Below are 22,881 nucleotides of genomic sequence, written 5' to 3'. Positions count from 1 at the left end.
AAAAGCGGCACGCGCTGCCGCGATGCGCATGATGACGGAGATTTGTTCTGTGAGGGCTCGGTTATGAACATCCACGAATATCAAGCCAAAGAACTCTACCGCGAATACGGCGTGCCGACCCCGAACGGGTTTGCCGCATTTTCCGTGGAAGAGGCCGTCGAAGCTGCGAAAAAACTTCCCGGCCCCGTCTGGGTCGTCAAGGCCCAGATCCACGCCGGCGGCCGCGGCAAAGGCAAGTTCAAGCAGCCATCGGCCGGGGACAAGGGCGGCGTCCGCCTCGCCAAGTCTCTGGAAGAGGTCGAGCAGTTCGCGAGCGAAATGCTTGGCAAGACGCTGGTGACCGTCCAGACCGGCCCTGCAGGCCGCGTCGTCAACAGGCTTTATATCGAAGACGGTTCCGCGATTGCGCGCGAGCTTTATCTCTCGGCGCTCGTCGACCGCGCAACGTCGCGCGTTGCATTCATCGTCAGCGAAGCCGGCGGCATGAACATCGAGGACGTGGCCCACGACACGCCCGAAAAAATCCACACCCTCACCATCGACCCGGCAACTGGCTATCAACCGTTCCATGGCCGCAAGGTCGGCTTCGCGCTGGGCCTCAAGGGCGACCAGTTGAAAGCTTGTGGAAACCTTGTTGAAAACCTCTATCGCATGGTCGTCGAGAAGGACATGAGCCTCCTCGAGATCAATCCGCTCGTCGTCACGAAGGACGGCAAGCTCATCTGCCTCGACGGCAAGATGAACTTTGATTCAAATGCCCTCTACCGCCATCCGGAGATCGTCGCCCTGCGCGACCTCGGCGAGGAAGATCCGACCGAAATCGAAGCTTCGAAATACGATCTCGCCTTCGTCAAGCTGGACGGTAACATCGGCTGCCTCGTGAACGGCGCCGGCCTGGCCATGGCGACGATGGACATCATCAAGCTTTACGGTGCCGAGCCCGCAAACTTCCTCGATGTCGGCGGTGGTGCCTCGAAGGAAAAGGTTCAGGCGGCGTTCAAGATCATTCTGGCAGACGAGTCCGTCAAAGGGATCTTGGTCAATATTTTCGGGGGCATCATGCGTTGTGACATCATCGCGGAGGGCGTCGTCGCCGCTGCGCGCGAGATGGATATCAAAGTTCCGCTCGTCGTCCGGCTGGAAGGGACGAACGTGGATCTTGGCAAGAAAATCCTGAAGGAATCGGGTCTGAAAATCATTCCCGCCGACGATCTCGCCGACGCCGCCAAGAAAATCACTGATCAGTTGAAGAACGCAGCTTAGCAGTGTTCGCGGTTGAAACTTCGTAAGCTTATGAGTTAAACACCCAGTTCTACTTGCTGCGGTGCAAAAAATGCGCAAAATGTAGGCGCTGTGACGCGCCTTCACGCGGGGTTGGAATGTCCATTCTTATCGACCAGAACACCAAGGTCATTTGCCAAGGAATAACGGGAAGCCAAGGCACCTTTCACACGAAGCAGGCCCGCGCCTACGGCACCAAGATCGTCGGCGGCGTCACGCCCGGTAAAGGCGGCTCCAAGCACCCCGACGCCGAACTCGCGGACGTTCCGCTTTTCGATAGCGTCGGCGAGGCCGTCGCCAAGACAGGCGCAACAGCAACCTCGATTTACGTTCCCCCGCCCTTCGCGGCTGACGCCATCCTCGAAGCCATCGACGCGGAATTGCCGCTCATCGTGTGCATCACCGAAGGTATCCCGGTGATGGATATGGTCCGCGTCAAAAGGGCCCTCGATGGCTCGAAGTCACGGCTCGTCGGCCCGAACTGCCCGGGCCTGCTGACGCCCGGCCAATGCAAGATCGGCATTATGCCCGGCAACATTTTCCAGAAGGGCTCCGTCGGCATTGTATCGCGCTCCGGAACGCTCACATATGAGGCCGTGAAACAAACAACTGATGTTGGGCTCGGGCAGACCACCGCCGTCGGCATCGGCGGCGACCCCGTCAAGGGCACGGAATTTATCGACGTCCTCGACCTGTTCCTTTCCGACAACGACACGCAGTCGATCATCATGATCGGCGAGATCGGCGGTTCCGCTGAGGAAGACGCCGCTGAGTTCCTGATTCGCGAAGCGAAGAAGGGACGCAAAAAGCCGATGGCAGGTTTCATCGCTGGCGTGACTGCGCCCCCTGGGCGGCGCATGGGTCATGCCGGTGCAATCATCTCGGGCGGCAAGGGTAAAGCAGAGGACAAGCTTGAGGCGATGAAAGCCGCAGGCATCGCCATCGCGCCGAGCCCCGCCGCTCTGGGTCGTACTCTTGTTGAAGTCTTGCGAGAGTAGCCTCCGCCAGAACGAATAGGCCGAACGACCGGCGGCACGCATTATCCGGTCTTGTCCGCGTCATCCAGAGCATGAAGGCGATGCTTTTGGAGTATGAATAAGGACGAATTTCATGGCACGAAATGGCCAGAACGAAGCTTTTCTACGCACTTCCTTTTTGAGCGCTGCCAACGCGCCCTACATCGAAGACATGCAGGCTGAATACGAGCGCAATCCCGGCGCCGTCAGCGATGAATGGCGAAGGTTCTTTGAAAGCATAAAAGAAGCGCCCTCTTCCGTCCCCGCAAATTCCGGAGGCCCGGCGTGGGCTCCGCCGCTGTCGGCACTTTTGAATGAGAACGGCGCGGACCGCGATCTCGTCGGCGCTTTGACCGGCGATTACGGCGAAGGCGAACGCACCATTCGCGATAAGATCGAACGCCGCGCGCAGATCGCCGGTTTTGAGCTGACGCCCGCGGCTTCCCTCCGCGCGACGCAGGATTCCATTCGCGCTCTGATGCTGATCCGCGCCTATCGCGTTATCGGCCACTTGGCGGCAGACCTCGATCCGCTTGGTCTCGCAGACCGCCGCGCGCATCGCGAGCTGATGCCGGAAACCTATGGATTTACCGAAGCCGATCTCGATCGCCCGATTTTCATCGACCGCGTGATGGGCCTCGAAACGGCAACGATGCGCCAGATCGTTACGATTCTGCGGCGAACCTATTGCCGGAAAATCGGCGTCCAGTTCACCCACATCACCGACCCGACGCAAAAAGGCTGGATCCAGGAGCGCATCGAAGGCGCGGAAAAAGACATCCGGTTCACGCCCGAGGGCCGGAAGGCCATTCTCAGAAAACTGATCGAGACCGAAACCTTCGAGAAATTCTGCGATCTCAAATATACCGGCACGAAGCGCTTCGGCCTCGACGGCGCGGAATCGATCATTCCCGCGCTCGAGCAGATCATCAAGCGCGGCGGCCATTTGGGCGTTCGGGAAATCGCCATGGGCATGGCCCACCGCGGCCGTCTCAACGTGCTCGCCAACGTAATGTCGAAGCCGCTCCGCGCCATCTTCAAGGAGTTCAAGGGCGGTTCGTTCAAGCCCGACGACGTGGAAGGCTCCGGCGATGTGAAATACCATCTCGGCGCATCGTCGGACCGCATGTTCGATGGCAACACCGTTCACTTGTCGCTGACCGCAAATCCCTCGCATCTCGAAATCGTCGATCCGGTCGTGCTCGGCAAAGTCCGCGCAAAGCAGGACCAGGCAGGCTGCCCGAGCGGCGATCGCACGCGGGTGATGCCCCTTCTCATTCACGGCGATGCGGCGTTCGCAGGCCAAGGCGTGGTCGCCGAATGCTTCGGTCTCTCGGGTCTCCGGGGGCATCGGACCGGCGGATCCATTCATTTCATCATCAACAATCAGATCGGCTTTACGACCGCGCCGCATCACTCGCGGTCATCGCCCTATTGCTCCGACGTGGCGCTGATGATCGAAGCGCCGATCTTCCACGTGAACGGCGACAGTCCTGAAGCCGTCGTCCACGTCGCGAAAATTGCGACCGAGTTCCGCCAGCGCTTCCAGAAGCCCGTCGTCATCGACATGTTCTGCTATCGCCGTCACGGTCACAACGAGACGGACGAGCCGATGTTCACGCAGCCGGCGATGTACAAGCGGATCAAATCGCACCCGACGGTCGTCGACATCTATTCGAAAGAGCTCATGGATGAGGGTGTGATGACCCCGGCCGAGTTCACCGAGATGAAGGCGACGGTCCGCGCCAACCTCGACAAGGAGTTCAGTTTCTCCGACGGCTACAAGCCCAACAAGGCCGACTGGCTCGACGGACGCTGGTCCGGCATCACCCGCCCCGATAGCGATGATTGGCGCGGCAACACGGGCATTCCGATCGATACGCTGAAAGATATCGGGCATCGCATCACCACGATCCCGAACGATTTCCACATGCACAAGACGGCCGCCAAGCTTCTCGAGCGCCGTCGCGAAATGATCGATACGGGCGTGGGCATCGACTGGGCGATGGCCGAGCACATGGCGTTCGCGTCGCTTTTGATGGAGGGCTTCCGCGTCCGCCTGTCCGGCCAGGATTGCGAACGCGGCACCTTCTCGCAGCGTCACGCCGTTTTCATCGACCAGGAAAACGAACGCCGGTTTTCTCCGTTGAAGCACCTCTCGACCAACCAGGCGAGCTTCGAAATCGTCAACTCGATGTTGTCGGAAGAAGCTGTTCTCGGCTTCGAATACGGCTATTCGCTCGCCGAACCCAACGCGTTGACGCTTTGGGAAGCGCAATTCGGCGACTTCGCGAACGGTGCGCAGGTTATCTTCGACCAGTTCCTGTCGTCGGGTGAGCGCAAGTGGCTGCGCATGTCCGGATTGGTATGCCTGTTGCCTCACGGCTATGAGGGGCAGGGACCGGAGCATTCTTCTGCGCGTCTCGAACGCTATCTACAGCTTTCGGCTGAAGACAATTGGCAGGTCGCCAACTGCACGACGCCTGCAAACTACTTCCATATCTTGCGCCGGCAATTGCATCGCAATTTCCGCAAGCCCCTGATCCTGATGACGCCGAAGTCGCTGCTGCGCCACAAGCGCGTCGTTTCCAAGATCGAGGATTTCGGTCCGAGCGCGAGTTTCCATCGCCTGCTGTGGGACGATGCCGAACGTGGCACCTCCTCCATCAAGCTCAAGCCCGACAACGAGATCAAGCGCGTCGTCATCTGCACCGGTAAGGTCTACTATGACCTTCTCGACGCGCGCGACGCGCAAGGCCGTGACGACGTCTATATCCTTCGCGTCGAACAGCTTTATCCGTTTGCGGCACGCGCGTTTATCCAGGAACTTGGCCGCTTCAAGTTCGCCGAGATCGTCTGGTGCCAGGAAGAGCCCAAAAATATGGGTGCCTGGTACTTCATGGATGCGAATATCGAGTGGGTTCTGAACCACCTCGGATACATTCATCGCCGACCGCGGTATGCAGGACGGCCCGCATCCGCGTCGACCGCAACAGGTTTACTTTCGCAGCATATCAAGGAGCAGACCGCGCTCGTCGCCGACGCGCTCGGAACTTAGGAAGGTTTGAGAGGCTCAGATGTCGATCGAGATTCGCGTCCCCGCGCTCGGAGAAAGCGTAACGGAAGCGACTGTGGGCAAATGGTTCAAGAAGGAAGGCGATTCCGTCAATGCGGACGAGCCGCTGGTCGAGCTTGAAACCGACAAGGTGACGGTTGAAGTCCCCGCACCCTCCTCTGGAGTGCTCGGCGAAATTCTCGTTCGATCCGGATCGACAGTCGCCGTTGGATCGCTGCTCGCCGCATTGAGCGAAGGCGCCGGCAAGCCTCAATCGCAAAAGCCCGAGGCAAAATCTCAGCCCGCGCAGCCTGCTCCCGAGCGCGAGGCGGAAAAGCCAGCGCCCGCAGCCGCGGGTGCTCCTCCACCGCCGCCCCCGGCAGCTCAGAAGGCGCTGACCGAGGCGGGCCTCGAAGCCTCGGAAATACGTGGCTCGGGACGGCGCGGACAAATCCTGAAGGAAGACGTCGCCAACGCCACGGCATCGGCGCCGAGACCGGCCGCTGCGCCGCCGGTGCATGAGGTTCTAAGCTCCGCGCCCGCAACGAACGTCGTCGCCATTCAAACCGCGCCGTCGCTGAAAGCCGTGCCGCAGGATACGCGGCTTCCCTCGCCGGGCAACGACGCGACACGCGAAGAACGCGTCAAGATGACGAGGCTGCGCCAGACCATCGCCCGCCGCCTCAAGGACGCGCAGAACACGGCCGCAATGCTGACGACGTTCAACGACGTCGACATGAGCGCCGTGATGGCGCTGCGCTCTCAGTACAAGGACATTTTCGAGAAGCGCCACGGCGTGAAGCTCGGCTTCATGGGCCTGTTCGTCAAAGCCTGCATCCAGGCGCTGCGCGACGTCCCGGCCGTCAACGCCGAGATTGATGGCGACGATCTCATCTACAAGAATTACTATCATATCGGTGTCGCTGTCGGGACGGAGAAAGGCCTCGTTGTGCCCGTCGTGCGCGATGCCGATCGCCTGAGCCTCGCCGAGATCGAGCAGCGCATCAACGAGTTCGGCAAGCGCGCAAGAGACGGCAAGCTGTCTATCGAGGACATGCAGGGCGGCACGTTCACGATCTCGAACGGCGGCGTTTACGGATCGCTGATGTCGACGCCGATTTTGAACGCCCCGCAGTCCGGCATTCTCGGCATGCATCGCATTGAAGAGCGGCCCGTCGTCCGCGCCGGCCAAGTCGTCGTCCGGCCGATGATGTACCTTGCGCTCTCCTACGATCACCGCATCGTCGACGGCAAAGAGGCCGTGACCTTCCTCGTTCGCGTCAAGGAATGCCTCGAAGACCCGCAGCGCTTCATTCTGGAACTTTAGCTTCCTCATACCATGGCAAACGCCGATCAGCTGCCGCGATGGGATGACGAGAGAGCGGAAATTCTCGTTGGAAAGCGAGTCTTGGTCGGCATCACGACTTTGGAGGCCGACGGAGAAACGCTCGTTGATCACGTACAGTATTACGGCGTCATCACCTCCGCGCACCCGACGGGTGGTTTTCGGATTGACTGTTCGGGAATATTGACGGGAGCAGAAAGATTTTTGCCACCCGATCTTCGCGGATTTAGCGATGCGTTCCCGGGCGAATATACTCTAAGGTCGACGGGCGAAGTGGTCGTCAATCCCGACGTTCTCTGTACCTGGAATGTAATCAAGCCGAAGAATTAGAGACATCTCGATAACGGAAATCTCAGGGAATGAATTACGACCTCATCGTCATCGGCACAGGCCCCGGAGGCTACGTCTGCGCGATCCGCGCCGCGCAGCTCGGCATGAAGGTCGCCGTCGTCGAAAAGCGGTCGACGTTTGGCGGCACATGCTTGAACGTCGGCTGTATCCCCTCGAAGGCCCTCCTTCACGCATCGCATTCCTATGACGAGACGAAGAACGGCTTCGCGTCGATGGGCATCAACACCGACGCCCAGCTCGACCTCGCGAAGATGCAGGCGTTCAAACGCGAAGGCGTCAAAGGCAACGTCGACGGCGTCGCCTACCTCCTGAAGAAGAACAAGATCGACAGCGTCTTCGGCACCGGCCGCATCGTCAAATCGGGCCAGGTCGCCGTAACGTCGCCAAGCGGCGAGACGCAGACGCTCGCGACGAAATGGATCGTGATCGCGACGGGCTCCGACGTGACGCGGCTTCCCGGCATCGAGATCGACGAAAAGCGTGTAGTCTCATCGACGGGCGCTCTCGACTTCACGACGGTCCCGAAAAAGCTGCTCGTCGTCGGCGCCGGCGTCATCGGGCTTGAGCTGGGCTCCGTTTGGCGGCGGCTCGGCTCGGAAGTCCTCGTCATCGAATATTTGAACCGCATTCTGCCCGGCATGGATGCCGAGATCGGCCGGTCGTTCCAACGCATCCTCGAAAAGCAAGGGATTGCCTTCCGCCTGTCGAGCAAAGTCTCCGCCGTCGAAACGACGGACACTGGTGTGATCGCGAAAGTCGAACCTGCCGAAGGCGGCGTTGCCGAATCCGTCGAGGCCGATGCCGTGCTCGTCGCCGTCGGCCGGGTGCCCTTCACCGAGGGGCTGGGTTTGGCTGAAGCGGGAATCGCCCTCGATCCGAAAAAGCGCGTTCTGGTTGATGGCCATTATCAAACGAACGTCACGGGCGTCTTCGCCATCGGCGACGTCATCGCCGGTCCCATGCTGGCGCATAAAGCAGAAGATGAAGGCGTGGCCGTTGCGGAAATCATCGCCGGCCAGGCAGGGCACGTGAATTACGATGTGATCCCGAACGTCATCTATACGAGCCCAGAGGTCGCGAGTGTCGGCAAGACCGAAGAGGAATTGAAGGCCGCGGGCATCGCCTACAATGTCGGCAAATTCCCCTTCACCGCGAACGGCCGCGCCAAAGCGATTCACATGACCGACGGCTTCGTGAAAATCCTTGCCGACGCCAAGACCGATCGTGTTCTCGGCGTTCACATCATCGGCGCCAATGCGGGCGAACTGATTGCTGAAGCTTGCGTCCTGATGGAATTCAGCGGTTCGGCGGAAGATCTGGCCCGCACCTGCCACGCGCACCCGACGTTCTCGGAAGCCGTCAAGGAAGCGGCGCTCGCCGTCGCCAAGCGCGCCATCCACTTCTGACGCGCTACTCGATCGGCGTAACGGTGTAGCCCGACTCCCGCAGCAACGCGACGAGGCCGGTCGGGCCGGGAAGATGCAGCGCGCCGATCGCAACGAAGGCATTGCCCTTCTCGAGCAGCGGCAACGCCGCGTCGCGCATCCCTGCATTACGGTCGATCAGCAGTGCTTTCTTGAACCCATCGAAAGCGTCCGGAGACGTTCCGCTCTTGGCCGCAAGCGCCAGCTGGAATGGCATCGCCGCACCGATCTGCCGCTTCACGTACATCTGCACCATCGTTTCCATCATGTCGTCGGCGCGGCTGAGGTAGTCGAGTTCGACTTTCAGAATCGCCACTTGCTGATCGTCGGGGATGGATGCGAGCGCACGAAGCTGGCCCTCGATCGTCTCCAATCCCGTAACGGTAATTCCGGCTTTCTTGGCCTCGGCCGCAACGCGGAGATCCAGCACGACCTTGCCGGAAGCGATCTGCTTGCGTTCGCAATCGGACGTCGCGAGCAGCATGCTGACGAGCCAGGGCTTCATCATAGCCGCCAATTCTCCCGGCATGCCGGATTTGACGACGATCCGTTCGACCTTGTTGTAGTCGTCGGACGAAAGCGCGCTTTTGAGCGAGGACCCGTCCGTATAGACGATGAGCCCGGCGGCTTTCGCCATTGCCGCCGCCACGGCTTCCGGAGAGAGATCTGCAACTTCAAGCGCCACTGATTTCGAATGCGCAATGGCGTCGACTGCAGCTGCCGGCAGTTCGGTTATGCGCGTATCGCTGAGGTGCATCGTCCCGAACAAATAGGATGCCGGAATGCCGGCCTTTTCGACTTTCCAAAGCATGGCCTCGGTGTTGGACGTCGCCTTGCTTTCCGCCATGATCTTATCGAAGAGCGTGGGCTGCTTGACCTGCATCTCGGCGAGCATGTCGGTGCCCTGACATCGCGCCGGCAAGTCGTCCGCAGCAACGGGACCTGCAGCGAATGCGAGAGCGAAAACCGTCAGAGCATAAAAAGAACGGCGGCTAAACCTCAGCCGACGGAAGAACGTCATGGCGATACTCATGGACAAGTCGGAGCGGCCTTCAAGTGCGCGACGCTCTCGGATGGGCCTGATCATACACCGTTAGCAAGCGCGCCCGGTCCACTTCCGTATAGACTTGCGTCGTCGAGAGCGATGCGTGACCCAAAAGCTCCTGAATTTGGCGTAAATCAGCGCCTGCCGAAAGCAGGTGCGTCGCAAAGGAATGCCGCAGCGCATGCGGCGTCGCCGTATCTGGCAACTGAAGTTCGTAACGCAACTTCTCCATAGCGAGCTGAATCAGGCGCGGCGACAACGGTCCGCCCCGAGTCCCGCGAAAGAGCGGCTTGTCCGGTTCGAGAGGATAAGGACAAAGCCCCATATATTTGGAGATCGCCGCGGAGACGACAGCGAGCGCTGGGACGAGCCGCTCCTTACCGCCCTTGCCGGTCACGTGCATGATATCGCGCCCATCGATCGGCGCCGTGCGTGGCATGAGGCTCAAAGCTTCGCTGATGCGCAGCCCCGATCCATAGAGCAACAGCATGACCGCGACGTCGCGGGCCGTGATCCAATCCTCAGCCCCGCCCCCGTCGCGCTCGATAAGCGAGGCCGCGCCCTGAACAGTCAAAGGCTTCGGAATCGAATGCGGGATCTTCGGCGCTGCGACTTGCAAGATCGCGCGGTTTTTTAAGGTGTCCTCGCGTTCCAGCCAGCGGAACAACGTGCGCAGCGCCGACAGCGACCGTGCGAGCGACCGGGACGTCACGCCCGCCTTACGACGGCCGGCGAGGAAGGCCCGTATGGTCTTGGCGTCCAGCCGTTCGAGATCGGCGAGGCACGGCGGATGGCCGAGCTGCGTCTTGAGGAATGCGAGGAACTGGCGCGCATCGCGTTCATAGGCTTCGCGCGTCGCCGCGCTTTGCCCGCGCTCCACGACGAGATGATCCAGCCACGCCACGATAACGCTCTTGAGATCATCGCTGAGCGGCAGCTCGGCATCCCCGGAAAATACGTCGTCGAGCGATTGCGCCAATGGCTGTTCCCCATGCCGGTGTTCGGCACAAGCTTCCGAACGTTACCCGCGTTGGTTAATCAAACGTTAACGCGACACTTCGCTAAAGCAACTTACCCGGATTGAGGATCCCCTTCGGATCGAGCGCGCGCTTGATGGCGCGCATCATATCCATCTCGACCGCGGACTTGTGGCGGACGAGAGCCTCACGCTTCATTTGCCCGATCCCGTGTTCGGCCGAAATCGATCCGTCGAGTTCCGCAATGAGCTCAAAGATCGCGTCCGACATCCTATCCCAAAGGGCGAGGTATTGGGCGCGGTCCATCCCCACAGGTTGGCTGACGTTGTAGTGCAGGTTGCCGTCTCCAAAGTGTCCAAACGGAACCGGCCGCGCGCCGGGGCAAATGTCCTCGACGACGGCGGCGGCGCGTTCGAGAAACTCCGGAATTCGCGCAACCGGCACCGAGATATCGTGTTTGATGCTGCCGCCCGCGCCCTTTTGCGCTTCGGAAAAGCCATCGCGTAGGCGCCAGAAATCCTCAGCCTGCCGAAGTGATCGCGTAATGGCGGCGTCGAGGATGAGACCCTTCGAATGCGCATTCGTCAGCATTCGCTCGATCGTATTCGCAACGCGCGCCCCGGTCCCGCCATGCGAGAGCTCGATCAGCGCGTACCAAGGGTAAGCATCCGTGAACGGGTCGCGGAGACCCGGAACGTAGCTCAGCGCGAACTCTTGCGCGCGATGTGCCCAGAACTCGAACGCGGTCAGCGATCCTCCAGCCTCCGCTTCGGCCATCCGAAAGAGCCGGAGCGCGTGCTTTGGCGATTGCAGCGCGACGATTGCCGTCTCGCGTTCTGCGGGCGTCGGGAAGAGCTTCACGCAAGCCGCCGTGATGACGCCAAGCGTCCCCTCCGAGCCGATCAGCAGATCGCGCAGATCGTAACCGGTGTTGTCCTTCTTGAGCCGCCGCAAGCCATGCCAAACGCGGCCGTCTGCAAGAACGGCTTCGAGGCCGAGCGTCAGGCTGCGTGCGTTTCCATATGCGAGAACGGCTGTGCCGCCCGCATTCGTCGCCAGCACGCCGCCGATCTGCGCGCTGCCTTCTGAAGCCAGGCTCAACGGGAAGATGCGCCCAGCTTCATTGGCCGCGATTTGCGCCGCGTGCAGTGTGACCCCGGCTTCGACGACCATCGTCCCGCCGGCCGCATCGACGTCGCGAACGGCCTTGAGACGGCTGAGCGACAGCACAATCTCATTTCCCTCGGCAGACGGGATTTGTCCGCCGACCAACCCGGTATTGCCGCCCTGCGGAACGATCGCAACGTTCTCGGCGTCGGCAAGCGCGAGAATGCGCGAAACCTCATCCGTTGAGCCCGGACGCAAAACGACGGGCGTCTTACCGGTGTAGCGGTCCCGCCATTCGGTGAGATAGGCGGCTTGATCGTCGGCACGTGTCAAAGCATTCGCGTCGCCGACGATGTGTGCGAAGCGTCCGATCAGATCGTGGGATAAGGTCCGTGCTCGCACTTTGTCGTGCCTGCCTCACACGATCGTTTGTCCGGTCTTCTTCCAGTCGTTGACGAAGGTGACGAGACCGGCATCCGTAAGCGGATGTTTCACCAGCGCCTTCAGAATGCCCGGAGGAATGGTCGCGACGTCGGCGCCGATGAGTGCCGCTTCCTTCACGTGGTTCACCGTGCGGATCGACGCTGCGAGAATGTCGGTCGAGAGATCCGGATAGTTGTCGTAGATCGTGCGGATTTCACGAATGACGTCCATGCCGTTGAGGCCGATGTCGTCGAGACGCCCGATGAACGGCGAAACGAACGTTGCTCCGGCCTTCGCCGCGAGCAACGCCTGATTTGCCGAAAAGCACAGAGTGACGTTCACCATCGTGCCATCGCCCGTCAGAGCCTTGCAGGCTTTGAGACCGTCGAGCGTCAGCGGGACCTTGATGGTCACGTTTTTCGCGATCTTCCGCAGCACTTCGGCTTCGAGCATCATGCCGGCGTAGTCGGTCGCTGCGACCTCGGCAGATACAGGACCCGGCACCACCGCGCAGATCTCTTTGACGATTTCCTTGAAGTCGCGGCCGGCTTTCGCAACAAGTGACGGGTTCGTCGTAACGCCGTCCAGCAAGCCCGTCGCCGCCAACTCCTTGATCTCGGCCACGTCGGCGGTATCGACGAAGAATTTCATTTCTTTCTCCTCACCTCGTCCTTAAGTCTTGGCCCTGCCTTTGGTGCGCCGCAACTTCCCGGCAAACCTAGCACGACCGATTCTTGGAGGAAGCTTCTAGTCCGTTGAACGCCCCTTTGGATAGCCTGCTTCAAATCCTGGATAACAACGCCGTCGAAGCCGGCCGCAGCGTGCCTGTGCTCATGCCCGTGGCGCTCGACCAGACCTACGACTATCTCGTGCCGGAGGGCATGGATGCCGCACCCGGCTCCTTCGTGCTGGTGCCGTTTGGGCCGCAAACACGCATAGGGATCGTTTGGGATGCGCCGCGCGGCGAGGGTAAGCCCGTCGATCCGAAGAAGCTCAAGGCCCTGACGAGCGGCATTGACGCACCGTGCCTGCCCGAGATTTCGATGCGCTTCGCCGAATGGGTCGCACGTTACACCTTGGCGCCGCTCGGCATGGTCGCGCGGATGATGATGAGCGCCGACGCCGCGTTCGAGCCCCCTAAACATCGTTTCGGTGTGTGCATCGTCGAAGGCGCGACCCCGCCGCCGAAAATGACCCAGGCGCGCACCCGCGTCATGGAAATCGCAGCCGATGGACTTGTCCGTGCGAAATCGGATCTTGCAAATCTCGCAGGCTGCTCGACGGGCGTGGTGGATGGCCTCGCCGCCGCGGGCATGCTCGTCGAAGTGGCGATCCCCGAGCGGAGCTTTCCGCGCCCTGTGCCTCAGCACGGAGAAACAGGCTTCACCGCCGATCAGACGCGTGCTGTCGAAAGCCTGCGCAGCGCGGTCGATGCCAAGAATTTTTCGGTGACCTTGCTCGATGGCGTCACGGGTTCGGGCAAAACCGAGGTCTACTTCGAAGCAGTAGCGCGCGCGCTTGAGGCTGGCGCCCAAACACTCATTCTGCTCCCTGAAATTGCGCTGACGAGCCAGTTCCTCGACCGCTTCGCCCGCCGCTTTGGCGCGCCCCCCGTCGAGTGGCATTCGGCACTCAGCCCAGCCGAACGCGGCCGCATCTGGAAAGGCGTCGCGCGCGGAGACGTACGCTGTGTCGTCGGCGCGCGCTCGGCATTGTTTCTGCCGTTCTGCGAACTCGGACTTATCGTCGTCGACGAAGAGCACGATCAAGGTTTCAAGCAGGATGACCGCGTCCATTATCAAGGGCGCGATATGGCCGTCGTGCGCGGCAACCTCGGAAAGTTTCCCGTAATCCTCGCCTCCGCAACGCCGTCGATCGAGAGCCACGTCAACGCTCTTATCGGCCGGTATCGCCACGCCGTGCTTCCGGGCCGCTTCTCAGGCGTCGAAATGCCGGACGTATCGGCGATCGATCTCCGCTCCGAAAAGCTGGTGCCCGGCAAATGGCTGGCCGAGCGTCTCGTCGCGTCGATGACCGAGACGATGGAAAAGGGCCAGCAGACACTGTTGTTTCTGAACAGGCGCGGATACGCGCCACTGACGCTATGCCGATCCTGCGGCCACCGCCTCGAATGTCCGCAATGCACAGCTTGGCTGGTTGAGCACCGCTTCAAGAAGAAGCTGTCATGCCACCACTGCGGCTTCCAGCTGTCGCTGCCGGAGAAATGCCCCAAGTGCGCCGCGCCGGGTTCGCTCGTCGCCTGCGGCCCGGGTGTCGAACGCGTCCAGGAAGAAGTCGCCGAGCGCTTTCCAGATGCGCGCGTTGCGCTGCTATCGTCCGATCTCATCCCGGGCTTGCCCGAGATGCGCGAGGTGATCCGTGGCATCGAAGCCCGCGAGTTCGACATCATCATCGGCACGCAGATCGTCGCGAAGGGCCATAACTTTCCGGGCCTCGCCCTCGTCGGCGTTGTCGACGGCGATTTGGGGCTGGCTCATGGCGCCGATCCGCGTTCCGCCGAGCGCACATTCCAGCTTCTGCATCAGGTCACGGGACGCGCTGGGCGAACGAGCTTCGTCGGCCGCGGCTTCGTGCAAACCTATTCGCCCGACCACCCGGTGATGACCGCAATCGTCGCCGGCGACCGCAACGCCTTCCTGAGTTACGAGGTCAAGACGCGCCAGGCGGGCCTTCTGCCCCCCTATGGCCGCTTGGCGGCAATCATTGTCTCGGCACGCGACAAAGTGCTGACGGAAACGGTCGCCCGCGAAATTGCGCGCCGGGCGCCTCCGAGTGAAATGATTTCGGTGCTCGGCCCCTCCGAAGCCCCGATCGCCGTCGTCCGCGGCCGTCACCGCTGGCGGCTTCTCGTGAAAGCCCCGCGCGATGTCGATTTGCAAAGCTATCTGCGTGCTTGGGCTGGAATGATTCCAAAACTCAAGTCCGACGTCCGGATCACCCTCGATATCGACCCCTATAATTTCCTATGAATTGGCGCGGCGTTTCGAGGCGTGTGCGGCAAGTTTGCCATAAGCCGCGGCGCTTACTGATGAGCGTGCTTCCTGTCATTCCGCCCGGTGCGCAAATCGTCTAAACGACGATGAGCAATCAATAACCCGTGCCGTTTCACCGGTCACAGCACCACGCCTCGAAAGTCATTCATGCCACTTCGCATTGCCGTCCAGATGGACCCGATCGATCGCATCGACATTAGCGGCGATTCGACGTTCGCTATTCTTCTCGAAGCGCAGAAGCGCGGACATGACATTTTCTACTATACGCCGTTCGATCTCGCCTTGCGCGGAGACAAGCTTCTGGCGCGCGGCCAAACGCTCAAGGTCGAAGATAAGCGTGGCGCGCACTATGCGCTCTCAAATCCGCGCACCGAAAATCTGGGCGATCTCGACGTCGTACTGCTGCGGCAGGATCCGCCGTTCGACATGGCCTACATCACGACCACGCATCTGCTCGAACGCATCCATCCGAAGACGCTCGTCGTCAATGATCCCGCGAGCGTGCGCAGCGCACCGGAAAAGTTGTTCGTGCTGGACTTCCTCGATCTGATGCCGCCGACGCTCGTCACGCGTTCGCTCGCGGACGTGCAGGCCTTCCGCGCCGAATACAAAGACATCATCGTCAAGCCGCTCTACGGCAACGGCGGCGCCGCCGTGTTCCGCATCAGACCCGAGGACGGCAATCTGGGCTCCCTCGTCGAACTCTTTCAAACGGTCTTCCGCGAACCCTTCATGGTGCAGGAGTTCCGTCCCGAGGTGAAGGAAGGCGACAAGCGCATTATCCTCGTCGATGGCGAGATCGCAGGCGCGATCAACCGCGTTCCGCAAGCCGGAGAAACCCGTTCGAACCTGCACGTCGGCGGCACCGCGAAGCCCGTCGAATTGACCGATCGCGATCGCGAGATCTGCGCGCGCCTGAAGCCCGAGCTGAAGCGCCGGGGCCTGATCTTTACGGGCATCGATGTCATCGGCCCCTTCATCACCGAGATCAACGTCACGTCGCCGACCGGCATCCGCCAGGTGAAGGCGTTCGGCGGCAACGACATCGCCGCGATGATCTGGGACGTCATCGAAGACAAGAGAAAATCGCAAGCATGAACGCGCGTGTCGATATCAGGACGATGAAAGGCCAATTCACGATGAGATCGATCACGATCGCAAGCCTGCTCGCGGCGCTTTTGTTCGTTGCCCCCGCGTTGCCATGGAATGAAGCGCAGGCCGTTACCGCCTCACCGTTCGCGCCGCTTCTCGGGCGGTGGTCGGGGATCGGAATGATTGGCTACAAGGAGAGCCCGGCCGAAAAAATCAAATGCCGCGCGACCTACCTTCTGACGGACACCGAGGACGAGCTGAAGCAGACGATCCGCTGCGCCACGGCGGGCGGCTCCGTCGAGATCATCAGCAATGTGAAGGAAACCGCCGGCAAGCTGACGGGCCACTGGAAAGAAACGATCCATAACTTCGAAGGCGACCTGACCGGCGACGTCACGCCGAAAGGCTTTCACGTCGTCATCCAGGGCGGCGACGTCGCCGCCAACATGGACATCGTCGTGAACAACGATAAGCAGGCGGTCGAAATTCAGTTCACGAACTCATCATCCCTGATCGGCATGACGCTGGTGATGACGAGGGGGTAGTGCAAACGCGAAACCGCTCTTTGAAGTCTAGTGCCGGACCGAAGAGTGCAGGGGAGAATCCGCATCTATGTTCCCCATTCGTTCTTGACTTTGCCTCACCGTGCTGATTAGCTCCCGCCAGGGGGCAAAATGTACGGTCAGATCTCAACGCTCGCGTTCATCGGCATCGAGGCACGGCACGTCGAAGTGCAGGTCCGGGTGACGCCCGGCGCCGCCGCCTTTGCCATCGTCGGCCTACCCGACAAGGCGGTCGCAGAAAGCCGAGAGCGCGTCCGCAATGCCCTCCACGCCGTCGGGCTCGGGCTCCCCTTCAAGCACATCACCGTCAACCTCGCGCCCGCCGACCTGCCGAAAGAAGGCAGCCATTTCGATTTGCCCATCGTGCTCGCGATGATGTGCGCGATGGAGGCGATCGCGCCCGACGCCATCGCAGGCTACGCCGCCATCGGCGAATTGGCGCTGGACGGCTCCATCCGGCCCGTGCCGGGCACGCTGCCTGCTGCGATGGGCGCCAACGCCATCGGCAAGGGCCTCATCTGCCCTGCAGCCTCCGGCCCAGAAGCGGCGTGGGCGAGCGAAGACCTCGCGATCCTGGCCGCGCCGCATCTCCTATCGCTCGTCAATCACTTCAAAGGCACGCAGACGCTATCGCGGCCCGAGCCCAACGTTCTGCCGACGCGGAGCTACGCTGCAGATCTGCGCGATATAAAGGGTCAGGAGACAGCCAAGCGCGTTCTGGAAATCGCCGCCGCGGGCAACCACAACCTGCTGATGATCGGCCCGCCCGGGTCCGGCAAATCGATGCTGGCGTCGCGCCTGCCCTCGATCCTTCCGCATCTGCAACCCGAAGAGATTCTGGAAGTCTCGATGGTGCATTCGCTCGCGGGCGAACTCGTCGGCGGCAAGCTCACGGTCGAGCGCCCGTTCCGCGCGCCGCATCACTCCGCGAGCATGGCCTCGCTCGTCGGCGGCGGCTCTAGGCCAAGGCCCGGCGAAGTCTCGCTTGCTCATCATGGCGTCCTCTTCCTCGATGAGCTGCCCGAGTTCCAGCCGAACGTGCTCGACGCTTTGCGCCAGCCGTTGGAGTCGGGCGAGACGGTCATTGCCCGGGCGAACCACCGCATTGCCTACCCCTCGCGCATTCAGCTGATCGCAGCGATGAACCCGTGCAAATGCGGAGGCAGCAATCCCGGCGAGCCGTGCCGCCGCGGTCCGCGCTGCGCTGACGATTATCAGGCGCGCGTATCGGGGCCGCTGCTCGATCGCATCGATCTGCAGATCGAGGTTCCGGCCATTTCAGCGGCTGATCTCGTCTTGCCGGCGCCGTCCGAAGGCAGCGCCGAAGTCCGCTCTCGTGTCGCCGCGGCTCGCGATCGTCAGCGCGCGCGGTTCGCGGCGCTGGGTGCACGCGGCGTCCGCACGAACGCCGATTGCTCGGCAACGCTCCTCGAACAGACGGCGACGCCCGATGAAGCAGGTGTGGCGCTGCTCCGCCACGCGGCGGGAACTCTTGGACTATCGGCGCGAGGCTTTCACCGCACGCTGAAGGTCGCTCGAACCATAGCGGACCTGGAGAGCTGCGAGACTGTGGCTCGCGCTCATGTCGCGGAAGCCCTGAGCTATCGAGGGGAGACATTACGGCAAGTCAGAGTATCGTGAAGTCGCGAATGGTGAAGGAAATGGAGTTTCAGAAAACGTCGGTCATTCATGCCGCTGAATACGATGCAGCAAGCCGGACGCTGGATATCTTTTTTTCCAACGGCAGCTGCATCACCTACTTCGGGGTCCCGCGCCCGGAATACGAGGGCCTCGTCAACGCAGCCTCCGTCGCGGAATATTTCAAGACCCGCATTCGCGGTCACTACGAATGCGAAGAGTGCGTTGAAACGCGCCGCTGGCGGCTGACAAAAAACGCCGAGACACGAAGGTCCCGGCGCACAATTCATTGACCTGGGTTTGTCGTGCTCAGCCGAATGCTGACTTGACGCCCGCCTGCATCGCGGCCGCCTGAGCGGAATTCCGCAAAAGGCACGCGATCGTCATGGGGCCAACGCCGCCTGGAACCGGCGTGATCGCGCCTGCGACTTTCGCACACTCTTCGTAAGCAACGTCGCCGACGATCTTCGTCTTTCCGTTGTCCGACGGAACGCGATTGATGCCGACATCGATGATAGTCGCGCCGGGCTTGATCCAGCTTCCCTTGACCATCTCCGGAATGCCGACGGCGGCGATAACGAGATCGGCGGCGCGAACGACGTCTTCGATGTTCTTCGTGCGCGAGTGCGCGATCGTCACCGTGCAGTTTTCCCTGAGCAGCAGCGCCGCGACCGGCTTGCCGACGATGTTCGAACGGCCAATGACGACGGCGTTGAGGCCCGAGAGGTTCTTCAGCACGCTCTTCGCGAGGATGACCGAGCCGGTCGGCGTGCACGGGACGAGTGCGCGTTCGCCGACCCAAAGCCGGCCGACGTTCACGGGATGGAACCCGTCGACATCCTTGTCGGGGCTGATGAGGTTCAAAACCTTCTCGGCGTTGATGTGCTTCGGCAGCGGCAGCTGCACGAGAATGCCGTGGCAGGTGGGATCGTTGTTGAGCTTCTCGACGAGGGCGAGCACATCGGCCTCGGGCGTTTCGGCCGGAAGGCGATGCTCCCACGAGTTCATGCCGACTTCGACGGTCTGCTTGGCCTTGTTCGCCACGTAGACCTTGCTGGCCGGATCTTCGCCGACAAGCACGACGGCAAGTCCGGGCTTCAGGCCATGTTCTTTCTGAAGACGCGCGACCTCCGCAGCCACTTCAGCGCGGACCTTCGCCGCAATCTCTTTACCATCGATGATTTGCGCCACGGACATTCCCGTCTTTCCTCCTGGTTCGTCTATTTTCGCAATTCGTTTGTTCGTTCTTGCAGTAGCCGTTCAAGCGTCTCCGGATCACCGGAAATCTTCAAGGATTTGAGCCGCGACTTCCCGCCCCTTGCGAGCGAAACCGAGCTCTTGGTCACTCCGAGCCACCGGGCGGCCAGCTCTTCGAGCGCCCTATTGGCGGCTCCATCCTCGGGAAGTGCGCGGACACGCGCCTGAAAGGCCGGACCGTCGGGGGTTTCGACGATCCCGTCAATCGCCTCTTTGGAAGATTTCGGCGTCAGCCGAAAGTGCGCAATGACGCACGCGCTCCCATGCCGCCAGGCCTTGCGAGCCGGCGGCTGGGACGCTGGCCGGCTGATCACACGACCGCCTTGGCGATATTCGGAAGAATGACCGTCTGGATGAAATAGCAGAGTAGCAGCAGAATGACGGGCGAAATATCGAGGCCGCCCATGTTGGGGAGCGCGTTCCGGATGGGTCGCAGCAGCGGCTCCGTCACCGCATTCAACCCCTGCCAGATCGAGCGCACCATGGGGTTGTAGGCGTTGATGACCCCAAAGGCCATGAGCCAGCTGACGATCACCACCGCGATGACGACGTAAGTGTAAAGAGTGATGAGATAACTGATAAATTGCAAAAGCTCGAGCATTCGCCGTCCCGCAGTTGTCGACCGTAGCGCCATGTAGCCCTGACGCCCAGTGCGCCGCAAGTAGTTGATCCCGCTTGCTTGGGACTTCCCCGGCGGACAGGGGCAATTGCGGCGTGGGGCACGGCTCTGCCCGACGCGCTTTCTTGACAATGAAGGAGGCCAAAATTTAAATGCGCGACCATTGGGGCCGTAGCTCAGATGGGAGAGCGCTGCAATCGCACTGCAGAGGTCGTCGGTTCGATCCCGATCGGCTCCACCAGTTCCTTCAGATAGTTACGCCACGAGTTAAAAGTAGTCTTTTTGCTGTTCACGCAGGGTTCACGCAGGAAGTATGAACGGCGGTATCGCCGCATGTTCGCTGCTGATCGGGTTCGCGCTGCGTCCGGCCCCAACGCACGCTGAGGCCGCAAGGCTAAAGTTCCCGGCCCTGATCATGCCCGCGCTGCTGGCGTCGCCATGCTTGCATGTCCCGCTTGATCTGCTCGGCACGCGAGACCTCCGCCTCGTCGGATTGTTGGATCTCCTGCGCTCCGCTCGATCGATGAAATTGATGCGCCGGCCGCGCCTCGTTGCCGGGCATCTGAAATTCACGTGGGCCGTTGTTCTGTTCCGCCGTCAAGGATTGCTTGGCAGCTTCGTACCTCACTTCTTTGGCGGCTGCCCAACCTTCGCGACGCAGGGATCGGCGTTCGGCCGTCTGCCGCGCCTTCATGGTGTCGAGGTTCTGCTTGTGGACCGACCATAGCGGCTCAGTCAGGGACTTCGCTTCAAGCTTGGATTGACGGGCAAGACCTTGGCGGTCGCGCAGGTGAATCGCTGCTATCCGCTTTTTGAGGCGGTCGCCCGAGGTGATCAACGAGAGCATCTGGCGTCGCGTGAGCGGCTTGTCGAAGCTACCGAGGTTGCGCCTGTTGGAAAAGACGTAGACCGCTCGCTCGAAAATGCTCCCGGATATGCGCTCGACGTAGCGGGCTTCTTTCCGTTGCTGGTGATGAAGGTTGCGCCACTTGTGCTTGTACTTGGCTTTGATGTCCGCGCGAATGGTGCGGTCCTTCTCCTTCGATTGTTGCATGGCGGCCTTCCAGGCCTGCTGCTGCTGCCACCACAAGCCGTCCCCTCTCGTCTGGTATTCCTTCGCGATGGCATCGCGCAGATCCTGGACGCGTTGATCAATCTCCCGTCGTTCGAACCATTGTTTGCGAGGCGTCTGTTCGTTTTTGACTGGAACGTATGGGATGGAGGCGTCCTGCTCGCGGGCAGCGGCGACCTCCTTCCGGCGTTCGTTGTTCTTTATGCGCTCTTCGCAGTGAATCCCATGCTCACGTTCGTAGGCCTCTGCCCATCGCGATAACCGCTCCTTGGAATATTTGAGCTGGGCCGTAAGCCCGGTCTCGGGGTGAACCGTGTTGACCACCATGTGCACGTGCATATGTTCTTTGTCGCAGTGAGCTGCGAGCAAGGCCTGGTGTTCGCCAAGTCCCAGCACGTTCAGGCAGGACCGCGCAGTTTCGCGCATGTGTTCTGGCGTGGGTTCTTCGCCGATCGCCCATGAAAGGGTGAGGTGAAGGACGGGCTTCGTGTTTTTGCGGCCGCTCGCTGACTGGCCGGAATGCTGCTTAAGCTGCGCCTGATCGCGCGCGGTCGCGTACATCTCGAACCAGGCGTCGTCCGCCTTCGAGATAAGATTTTGCGTTTCGCTCCATAGGACGCGATCACGGGAAGTCTTCTGGGCGTCGTGCAGGATGTACCCGCACGCTCCTTTGAAAGACATCCCGCGCTTGTGGAGGCGGGGTACCATCGTCGTCGGTCCTCGTTCTGAGGGCTTCGGTTTTCTGTTTCACAAGCTCAGCAGCCAGCAGGTTCTTCAGCAGGTCTTCGACGCTCCGCCAGGCCATATGAAGGTCAGGGGGCAGGTTGCCGTTCACGGCGTGGGCGATCTGATTCACGTTGTTGCCAATGCGGCGCAATTCCAGAAACAGGGCGGGGTCCATGAGCTTGTACGCGGTGCGAGCGCCTAGCTCGACCTTGCCCTCAAGAACCAGCCGCTCGCACAAGCCGGACGGCGTCAGGCCCATTTCGCGCGACTGCGCTACCTTCAACGCGTAGTCGTCATCGGTCATGCGGATGCAGACCATCTTGTTGCGGGCACCTTGCGGGTGAGTCCGTCGCTTGGGCACGTGCTGCCTCATCAGGTTGGGTTCGGGGCGCGGAGGCGCCCTGACCGGAGGGGTCCAGGGGAGTGCGGAGCACGCTCCCCGGCGAGTGGGATTTGATATCGATATCGGCGTAAGCCCTAATATCGATATCAAATCCACATCTCGCTCCTCCGCGCTTCAGGCTAAGTGCTTCACTCGCTCGCTCCACATAGGCTGCGTTTAGTTATTCCCAACTTTCATAAACCGCTTTCATAATATCCCGCAAATCCAGCATTTACAGAACGTGGAAGCACATCAGGCAGCGCGGGCGCACATCGAGAAACATTTGTCGCAAAAATAAATTTGCTGCCGCTCATAGTTTCTAATCCCGACTTTCATCGAGCGTGCCGTCGCGGTCGCTTCGGTCAAGGCTGACCTGCGCCCACCCTTGCGCGTTGCACGCGCACGGGTCCCTGCGGCTCGGCCACCGCTTGCAGCGGCTGACGGCCTTGACCTCCGCTAGCCCGCGTCCTGCAAAGCGATGAGGTGGGTCGGGG

20 protein-coding genes and 1 tRNA gene are annotated in these 22,881 nt (G+C 61.2%); 12 read left to right on the top strand and 9 right to left on the bottom strand.

Translation table 11 applies throughout. The features are described 5' to 3' along the window. Positions 1-63 precede the first annotated feature (63 nt). From sucC to lpdA, 6 genes are all read left to right on the top strand, one after another. Positions 64-1,263: an ADP-forming succinate--CoA ligase subunit beta gene (sucC, locus tag K2Q04_RS12325; protein WP_291164014.1), complete on the top strand. Its 1,200-nt coding sequence runs from the start codon at positions 64-66 to the stop codon at positions 1,261-1,263. Between the two features lie 116 nt (positions 1,264-1,379). Then, positions 1,380-2,279: a succinate--CoA ligase subunit alpha gene (gene sucD / locus K2Q04_RS12320; RefSeq protein ID WP_291164011.1), complete on the top strand. Its 900-nt coding sequence runs from the start codon at positions 1,380-1,382 to the stop codon at positions 2,277-2,279. Positions 2,280-2,391: 112 nt separating this feature from the next. Then, positions 2,392-5,355 carry a 2-oxoglutarate dehydrogenase E1 component gene (locus K2Q04_RS12315; RefSeq protein ID WP_291164008.1) on the top strand — a complete coding sequence of 988 codons (2,964 nt, stop codon included), beginning with the start codon at positions 2,392-2,394 and terminating at the stop codon, positions 5,353-5,355. Positions 5,356-5,374: 19 nt separating this feature from the next. Then, positions 5,375-6,679 carry a 2-oxoglutarate dehydrogenase complex dihydrolipoyllysine-residue succinyltransferase gene (odhB, locus tag K2Q04_RS12310; protein ID WP_291164005.1) on the top strand — a complete coding sequence of 435 codons (1,305 nt, stop codon included), beginning with the start codon at positions 5,375-5,377 and terminating at the stop codon, positions 6,677-6,679. Positions 6,680-6,691: 12 nt separating this feature from the next. Then, positions 6,692-7,027, top strand: a complete 336-nt coding sequence (locus tag K2Q04_RS12305; protein WP_291164002.1) for a hypothetical protein — start codon at positions 6,692-6,694, stop codon at positions 7,025-7,027. Positions 7,028-7,056: 29 nt separating this feature from the next. Next, positions 7,057-8,454, top strand: coding sequence for a dihydrolipoyl dehydrogenase (gene lpdA, locus K2Q04_RS12300; protein WP_291163998.1), 1,398 nt, complete (start codon positions 7,057-7,059; stop codon positions 8,452-8,454). Between the two features lie 4 nt (positions 8,455-8,458). On the opposite strand, the gene K2Q04_RS12295 is transcribed toward lpdA, so the two are convergent. From K2Q04_RS12295 to fsa, 4 genes are all read right to left on the bottom strand, one after another. Next, complete coding sequence (locus tag K2Q04_RS12295) at positions 8,459-9,505, bottom strand: TraB/GumN family protein (RefSeq protein WP_291164515.1); 1,047 nt, start codon at positions 9,503-9,505, stop codon at positions 8,459-8,461. A gap of 19 nt (positions 9,506-9,524) precedes the next feature. Next, positions 9,525-10,496 carry a tyrosine recombinase XerC gene (locus tag K2Q04_RS12290; RefSeq protein WP_291163995.1) on the bottom strand — a complete coding sequence of 324 codons (972 nt, stop codon included), beginning with the start codon at positions 10,494-10,496 and terminating at the stop codon, positions 9,525-9,527. 82 nt (positions 10,497-10,578) lie between these two features. Continuing rightward, positions 10,579-12,003, bottom strand: a complete 1,425-nt coding sequence (locus K2Q04_RS12285; protein WP_291163992.1) for an FAD-binding oxidoreductase — start codon at positions 12,001-12,003, stop codon at positions 10,579-10,581. A 15-nt stretch (positions 12,004-12,018) separates the two neighbouring features. Then, positions 12,019-12,675, bottom strand: coding sequence for a fructose-6-phosphate aldolase (gene fsa / locus K2Q04_RS12280; protein WP_291163989.1), 657 nt, complete (start codon positions 12,673-12,675; stop codon positions 12,019-12,021). A gap of 104 nt (positions 12,676-12,779) precedes the next feature. Here fsa and K2Q04_RS12275 point away from each other — a divergent pair, with 104 nt between their 5' ends. The 5 genes from K2Q04_RS12275 (at position 12,780) to K2Q04_RS12255 (ending at position 18,624) form a co-directional block, all read left to right on the top strand. Then, entirely contained in the window at positions 12,780-15,014 is a 2,235-nt protein-coding gene (locus tag K2Q04_RS12275; protein ID WP_291163986.1) for a primosomal protein N', read from the top strand. 171 nt (positions 15,015-15,185) lie between these two features. Beyond that, positions 15,186-16,136 carry a glutathione synthase gene (gshB, locus tag K2Q04_RS12270; protein WP_291163983.1) on the top strand — a complete coding sequence of 317 codons (951 nt, stop codon included), beginning with the start codon at positions 15,186-15,188 and terminating at the stop codon, positions 16,134-16,136. Continuing rightward, a complete protein-coding gene (locus K2Q04_RS12265; protein WP_291163980.1) occupies positions 16,133-16,675 on the top strand; it encodes a hypothetical protein in 543 nt (180 codons plus the stop codon). The genes gshB and K2Q04_RS12265 overlap by 4 nt, the downstream gene beginning before the upstream one ends. A gap of 129 nt (positions 16,676-16,804) precedes the next feature. Next, positions 16,805-18,334 (top strand): YifB family Mg chelatase-like AAA ATPase, encoded by a 1,530-nt coding sequence (locus tag K2Q04_RS12260; RefSeq protein WP_291163977.1) that lies wholly within the window; start codon positions 16,805-16,807, stop codon positions 18,332-18,334. Positions 18,335-18,342: 8 nt separating this feature from the next. Further along, on the top strand, positions 18,343-18,624 hold the full coding sequence (locus tag K2Q04_RS12255; protein ID WP_291163975.1) for a KTSC domain-containing protein: 282 nt from the start codon (positions 18,343-18,345) through the stop codon (positions 18,622-18,624). Positions 18,625-18,640: 16 nt separating this feature from the next. Here K2Q04_RS12255 and folD read toward each other — a convergent pair whose 3' ends face one another. The 3 genes from folD to K2Q04_RS12240 are packed head-to-tail and all read right to left on the bottom strand — an operon-like array spanning position 18,641 to position 20,189. After that, positions 18,641-19,528: a bifunctional methylenetetrahydrofolate dehydrogenase/methenyltetrahydrofolate cyclohydrolase FolD gene (folD, locus tag K2Q04_RS12250; RefSeq protein ID WP_291163973.1), complete on the bottom strand. Its 888-nt coding sequence runs from the start codon at positions 19,526-19,528 to the stop codon at positions 18,641-18,643. Positions 19,529-19,551: 23 nt separating this feature from the next. Then, the gene (locus tag K2Q04_RS12245; RefSeq protein ID WP_291163970.1) at positions 19,552-19,902 is read right to left on the bottom strand and encodes a DUF167 family protein; all 351 of its coding nucleotides are present in this window, start codon (positions 19,900-19,902) and stop codon (positions 19,552-19,554) included. Further along, positions 19,899-20,189 (bottom strand): YggT family protein, encoded by a 291-nt coding sequence (locus K2Q04_RS12240; protein WP_092869141.1) that lies wholly within the window; start codon positions 20,187-20,189, stop codon positions 19,899-19,901. Before K2Q04_RS12240 ends, K2Q04_RS12245 begins: the two co-directional genes overlap by 4 nt. A gap of 183 nt (positions 20,190-20,372) precedes the next feature. Between K2Q04_RS12240 and K2Q04_RS12235 the strand changes: the two genes are divergently transcribed. Continuing rightward, positions 20,373-20,448, top strand: a tRNA-Ala gene (locus tag K2Q04_RS12235). A gap of 153 nt (positions 20,449-20,601) precedes the next feature. Here the strand turns inward: K2Q04_RS12235 and K2Q04_RS12230 are convergent. Together K2Q04_RS12230 and K2Q04_RS12225 are read right to left on the bottom strand one after the other, a co-directional pair. Then, a complete protein-coding gene (locus tag K2Q04_RS12230; protein ID WP_291163968.1) occupies positions 20,602-21,960 on the bottom strand; it encodes a relaxase/mobilization nuclease domain-containing protein in 1,359 nt (452 codons plus the stop codon). Beyond that, positions 21,902-22,309 carry a MobC family plasmid mobilization relaxosome protein gene (locus K2Q04_RS12225; protein WP_291163965.1) on the bottom strand — a complete coding sequence of 136 codons (408 nt, stop codon included), beginning with the start codon at positions 22,307-22,309 and terminating at the stop codon, positions 21,902-21,904. Before K2Q04_RS12225 ends, K2Q04_RS12230 begins: the two co-directional genes overlap by 59 nt. Positions 22,310-22,881: the final 572 nt, after the last annotated feature.

Source organism: Hyphomicrobium sp. (genome assembly GCF_019753045.1).
Classification (GTDB): domain Bacteria; phylum Pseudomonadota; class Alphaproteobacteria; order Rhizobiales; family Hyphomicrobiaceae; genus Hyphomicrobium_B.
This window is presented reverse-complemented; position numbering and strand designations above follow the sequence as displayed.

Excerpts from the sequence above, each read along its gene's own strand:
- K2Q04_RS12265 (WP_291163980.1), top strand. The coding sequence starts at position 16,133 with ATGAACGCGCGTGTCGATATCAGGACGATGAAAGGCCAATTCACGATG.
- sucD (WP_291164011.1), top strand. The coding sequence starts at position 1,380 with ATGTCCATTCTTATCGACCAGAACACCAAGGTCATTTGCCAAGGAATA.
- K2Q04_RS12295 (WP_291164515.1), bottom strand. The coding sequence starts at position 9,505 with ATGAGTATCGCCATGACGTTCTTCCGTCGGCTGAGGTTTAGCCGCCGT.
- K2Q04_RS12305 (WP_291164002.1), top strand. The coding sequence starts at position 6,692 with ATGGCAAACGCCGATCAGCTGCCGCGATGGGATGACGAGAGAGCGGAA.
- folD (WP_291163973.1), bottom strand. The coding sequence starts at position 19,528 with ATGTCCGTGGCGCAAATCATCGATGGTAAAGAGATTGCGGCGAAGGTC.
- fsa (WP_291163989.1), bottom strand. The coding sequence starts at position 12,675 with ATGAAATTCTTCGTCGATACCGCCGACGTGGCCGAGATCAAGGAGTTG.
- K2Q04_RS12230 (WP_291163968.1), bottom strand. The coding sequence starts at position 21,960 with ATGTCTTTCAAAGGAGCGTGCGGGTACATCCTGCACGACGCCCAGAAG.
- K2Q04_RS12315 (WP_291164008.1), top strand. The coding sequence starts at position 2,392 with ATGGCACGAAATGGCCAGAACGAAGCTTTTCTACGCACTTCCTTTTTG.
- sucC (WP_291164014.1), top strand. The coding sequence starts at position 64 with ATGAACATCCACGAATATCAAGCCAAAGAACTCTACCGCGAATACGGC.
- gshB (WP_291163983.1), top strand. The coding sequence starts at position 15,186 with ATGCCACTTCGCATTGCCGTCCAGATGGACCCGATCGATCGCATCGAC.
- K2Q04_RS12255 (WP_291163975.1), top strand. The coding sequence starts at position 18,343 with ATGGTGAAGGAAATGGAGTTTCAGAAAACGTCGGTCATTCATGCCGCT.
- K2Q04_RS12260 (WP_291163977.1), top strand. The coding sequence starts at position 16,805 with ATGTACGGTCAGATCTCAACGCTCGCGTTCATCGGCATCGAGGCACGG.
- K2Q04_RS12225 (WP_291163965.1), bottom strand. The coding sequence starts at position 22,309 with ATGACCGATGACGACTACGCGTTGAAGGTAGCGCAGTCGCGCGAAATG.
- K2Q04_RS12240 (WP_092869141.1), bottom strand. The coding sequence starts at position 20,189 with ATGCTCGAGCTTTTGCAATTTATCAGTTATCTCATCACTCTTTACACT.
- odhB (WP_291164005.1), top strand. The coding sequence starts at position 5,375 with ATGTCGATCGAGATTCGCGTCCCCGCGCTCGGAGAAAGCGTAACGGAA.
- lpdA (WP_291163998.1), top strand. The coding sequence starts at position 7,057 with ATGAATTACGACCTCATCGTCATCGGCACAGGCCCCGGAGGCTACGTC.